This is a genomic window from Microbacterium sp. BF1 (assembly GCF_019279095.1).
Lineage (GTDB): Bacteria > Actinomycetota > Actinomycetes > Actinomycetales > Microbacteriaceae > Microbacterium > Microbacterium maritypicum.
Genome location: NZ_JAGYWT010000207.1, coordinates 1 through 4,228 on the forward strand (window position 1 = coordinate 1; position 4,228 = coordinate 4,228).

Genomic DNA, 4,228 nt, shown 5'->3' on the forward strand with positions numbered 1-4,228 from the left:
AGCTTGAGGCTCGTGACGACCTCTTCACGGATCGAGTCGAGCGGCGGGTTCGTCACCTGCGCGAACTGCTGCGTGAAGTAGTCGAACAGCAGGCGAGGACGCTTGCTGAGCACCGCGATCGGCGTGTGCGGCATCCGCTCGCTCGCCCACGTGTCCGACATCACTTCAGGAGGAGAACGGTGAGCCCGAAGCCGTACACGCACAAAGACGCCGTGGCCTATCGCCCGCTGGACTGGACGGGCGTGTATCCGCCCGCGTTCCGCGCCGCACCCGCGCACGTCGCGATCGTGATGGACGGGAACGGACGCTGGGCCAACCGCCAGGGACTCACTCGCATCGAAGGACACAAAGCGGGCGAGGAGGTGCTGCTCGACGTAGTCGCCGGCGCGATACAGGCGGGGGTGAAGCACCTCTCGGTCTATGCCTTCTCCACCGAGAACTGGGCGCGCTCTCCGGAAGAGGTCCGCTTCCTCATGGGCTACAACCGCGATGTGCTGCATCGCCGTCGTGACCAGCTCAACGAATGGGGCGTGCGTATCCGCTGGGCCGGCCGCAAGCCCCGGCTGTGGGGGAGCGTCATCAAGGAGCTGCAGTACGCCGAGCAGCTGACCCGCGACAACGACGTGCTCACCCTCACGATGTGCGTGAACTACGGCGGCAGGGTCGAGCTCGTCGATGCGATGCGGGCCATCGCCGAAGACGTCGCCGCCGGGCGGGTGAAGCCCAAGGCGATCAGCGAGAAGATGATCCGTCGGAACCTCTACGTGCCCGACATGCCGGACGTCGATCTGTTCCTGCGCAGCTCGGGGGAGCAGCGCACCTCGAACTTCCTGCTGTGGGAGTCGGCATACGCCGAGATGGTGTTCCTCGACACGCTCTGGCCCGACTTCTCACGTGAGGAACTGTGGCGGGCGATCGGCGTCTACCTCGCCCGGGACCGCCGCTTCGGCGGCGCGATCGACACTCCTGACGCGTCGGCCTGAGACCGCAGCCATCGCTCCGTCTCCCGCGGATGCCGCAGCCGCACGACGGTGAGGTGCGGGAAGCGCTCCTGCATCTCCGGGAACCGCTCGTGCCATTTGTGCAGTGTCGCCCTCTGCCACGCCAGGATGTTCTCCTCGGGATCGCGGTTGAGGAGGTTCCACGGTCCCTTCTCGCGGTTGCCGTTCCAGAGCTCTCGCCGCAGGATGCCTCGGGCCAGGGTGCGCCGCATCAGACGGCCGCGCACCACACGGTAGGGGTAGTCGAGCCAGAGCGCGAGCTGGGCGCGCGGTGCGAGGATCGCGTCGGTGCCCTTGCTCGTGTACTGCCATTCGGTGACCCATCGATCTTCGGCGGCGAAGTCGCGCACGTCGTCGAGGAACTCGGGCCTCGGAGTCCAGTTCGCCCCGTGGAACAGGCCGTCGATCTCGATGTGGCGCAGTCCCCACAGTGCGCCGATGCGACCAGACAACGTGGTCTTCCCCGATCCGGAGACGCCGGCCACCAGCACCCGCTCCGGGGTGAACGGGAGCGGATCGTCGGCGCAGAACATCCGAGAATCCTACCCACCGTGGCGCGGCCGAGGAATAGCTCATAGGCGCATGCGGTTGGATGAAAGTGTGACTGAACCCATCTCCATCGACATCTGGTCCGACATCGCCTGCCCCTGGTGCTACATCGGCAAGCGCAACCTCGAGAAGGGTCTCGAAGCGGTCGCGGCCGATGAGGATGCGCCGCAGGTCAACATCACCTTCCATTCGTTCGAGCTCTCGCCCGACACTCCCGTCGACTTCGACGGTGACGAGGTCGACTTCCTCGCCGGGCACAAGGGCATGCCGCGCGAGCAGGTCGAGCAGATGCTGTCGAACGTGACCGGCGTGGCCGCGAACGCGGGGCTCGAGTACCGCTTCGATCTGCTGCAGCACACCAACACGGTGAAGGCACACGAGCTGCTGCACTTCGCGAAGGCCGAGGGGCGTCAGCACGAGATGGAGGAGCGGCTCATGTCCGCCTACTTCACCGAGGGCAAGCACGTCGGGCGCATCGACGACCTCGTCGACCTCGCGGTCGAGGTCGGCCTCGACGCCGATCGAGCACGTGCGGCGCTCGAGAGCGAAGAGTTCCTTCCGGCCGTTCGCCAGGACCAGGCTCAGGCTCGCGCCTACGGCATCCAGGGCGTGCCGTTCTTCGTCGTCGACGGCCAGTACGGCATCAGCGGCGCCCAGCCGCCCGCCGCATTCGAGAACGTCCTTCGCGACCTCTGGTCGAAGCGCGGAGAGAGTGAGACGGAGACCGCAGCGGTCTAGCGGGTCAGAGCCGCTTCGATCGCGCTGACGATCTCGGGGGCGTCCGGCTTCTGCTTCGGGCGGAAGCGCAGGACGTCCCCATCCGGCAGCACGAGGAACTTCTCGAAGTTCCACTCCACCCGGCCGGCTTTGCCGCCGGCGTCCGGGGTCTCCTTGAGCGCCTTGTAGAGCTCCGCGGCGTTCTTCCCGTTCACCTTGACCTTGTCGTTGACCGGGAACGTGACGCCGTAGGTCGTCGAGCAGAACTCGAGGATGTCGTCCACCGAGCCGGGCTCCTGGCCGAAGAACTGGTTGCACGGGAAGCCGACGACCGTGAACCCGCGGTCGCCGTACAGACGCTGCAGCTCCTCGAGCTGCTCGTACTGGGGCGTGAGGCCGCACTTGGAGGCGACGTTCACGACCAGCACCACGTCGGCGCCGAGATCGTCGATGGTCTTCTCCTCGCCCTTCGCGTCGGTGAACGGGATCGTGCGGAGCGCGGAATCGGTCATACTTCACAGCTTAGATCGCAGCATCCCTCGTGGCTCTGCGTCTGGGAGAATGGAGGGGACATGACTCTCGCCACCGCCCCCGCCCGCCCCCTTCGCATCGGTCCGATCGATCTCGACGTGCCGGTCGTCCTCGCCCCCATGGCGGGGATCACCAACACCGCCTTCCGGCGTCTGTGCCGTGAGTACGGCGCCGGGCTCTATGTGAGCGAGATGATCACCTCGCGTGCCCTGGTCGAGCGCAACGAGACCACGATGCGGCTGATCCGCCATCACGAGTCGGAGACGCCGCGGTCGATCCAGCTCTACGGCGTCGACCCGAAGACCATCGCCGAGGCGGTGCGCATCATCGTGGCCGAGGATCACGCTGACCACATCGACCTCAACTTCGGGTGCCCGGTGCCGAAGGTCACCCGCCGCGGCGGGGGAGCGGCGCTGCCCTGGAAATCGAAGCTGTTCGCCGACATCGTCGACCAGGCCGTCAAGGCCGCAGGTGACGTGCCGCTCACGGTGAAGATGCGCAAGGGCATCGACCGCGATCACCTGACGTTCCTCGACGCCGGACGCGCGGCCGAAGATGCCGGTGCGGCTGCGGTCGCCCTCCACGCCCGCACCGCGAGCGAGTTCTACTCCGGCTTCGCCGACTGGAATGCCATCGGCGAGCTCAAGCAGGCCGTCACGAGCATTCCTGTGCTGGGCAACGGCGACATCTGGTCGGCCGACGACGCGGTGCGCATGATGGCCCAGACCGACTGCGACGGCGTCGTGGTCGGACGCGGCTGCCTCGGACGCCCGTGGCTGTTCGGCGAGCTGGCGACGGCTTTCGGCGGCGAGGGCAAGACCGTCGATGCCACGCTCGGATTCGTCGCGAACGCCTTCCGGCGTCACGCAGAGCTTCTCGTCGAGTTCTTCGAGGATGAGGACCGCGGGTGCCGCGACGTGCGCAAGCACGTGTCCTGGTACTTCAAGGGGTATCCGGTCGGCGGCGACATCCGCACGGGGCTCGCCACCGCGTCCAGCCTCGCGGAGATCGACGACTTCCTCGGGCGCCTCGACCACACCGCGCCGTACCCGGGTGCGGATGCCGAGGGCCAGCGCGGTCGGTCAGGTCACCCCAAGCGCACGGCGCTGCCCGACAAGTGGTTGGAGTCTCGGGAGCTCGCATCGTCGGCCTCCGAGATGATGCGTGGAGCGGAGATCGAGAACAGTGGTGGTTGATCCCCAGGTCGGGGCTGGAGACCGAGACGATCTGGCCGGTGAGCAGGCTGAAGCGGTTGGCGCTGCGGCCGTCGTAGAGCGAGAGGAACAGGATGCCGAGGCCGAGGCCGAACGGCATGAGCACGCCGACGATCGAGTTGCGATCCCTGGCCTTGGCTCCGAGGACGCCGATCAGGATGGCGGCGACGAGGGCTCCGCCGAGGGATCCGGCAACGACGCTGCCGCCGAAGAGGA

At 67.2% G+C, this 4,228-nt stretch carries 5 protein-coding genes and 2 pseudogenes; 3 read left to right on the plus strand and 4 right to left on the minus strand.

What is annotated here, in order from left to right; genetic code table 11:
• A pseudogene (locus KZA10_RS18710) lies at window positions 1-125 on the minus strand (glutamate synthase central domain-containing protein); the annotation flags it as partial.
• A gap of 54 nt (window positions 126-179) precedes the next feature.
• Here KZA10_RS18710 and KZA10_RS08770 point away from each other — a divergent pair.
• Window positions 180-983: an isoprenyl transferase gene (locus KZA10_RS08770; protein ID WP_218682677.1), complete on the plus strand. Its 804-nt coding sequence runs from the start codon at window positions 180-182 to the stop codon at window positions 981-983.
• Here the strand turns inward: KZA10_RS08770 and KZA10_RS08775 are convergent.
• Window positions 923-1,534, minus strand: a complete 612-nt coding sequence (locus tag KZA10_RS08775) for an AAA family ATPase (protein ID WP_141386087.1) — start codon at window positions 1,532-1,534, stop codon at window positions 923-925. The two genes, KZA10_RS08770 and KZA10_RS08775, sit on opposite strands and share 61 nt — an antisense overlap.
• Before the next feature lie 67 nt (window positions 1,535-1,601).
• On the opposite strand from KZA10_RS08775, the gene KZA10_RS08780 reads away from it, so the two are divergent.
• A complete protein-coding gene (locus KZA10_RS08780) occupies window positions 1,602-2,288 on the plus strand; it encodes a DsbA family protein (RefSeq protein ID WP_055867703.1) in 687 nt (228 codons plus the stop codon).
• Here the strand turns inward: KZA10_RS08780 and KZA10_RS08785 are convergent.
• Complete coding sequence (locus KZA10_RS08785) at window positions 2,285-2,779, minus strand: glutathione peroxidase (protein ID WP_141386086.1); 495 nt, start codon at window positions 2,777-2,779, stop codon at window positions 2,285-2,287. The two genes, KZA10_RS08780 and KZA10_RS08785, sit on opposite strands and share 4 nt — an antisense overlap.
• Window positions 2,780-2,839: 60 nt before the next feature.
• On the opposite strand from KZA10_RS08785, the gene dusB reads away from it, so the two are divergent.
• Window positions 2,840-3,994, plus strand: a complete 1,155-nt coding sequence (dusB, locus tag KZA10_RS08790; RefSeq protein WP_055867704.1) for a tRNA dihydrouridine synthase DusB — start codon at window positions 2,840-2,842, stop codon at window positions 3,992-3,994.
• 1 nt (window position 3,995) lies between these two features.
• On the opposite strand, the pseudogene KZA10_RS08795 reads toward dusB, so the two are convergent.
• Window positions 3,996-4,228: pseudogene (locus tag KZA10_RS08795) on the minus strand (metal ABC transporter permease); the annotation flags it as partial.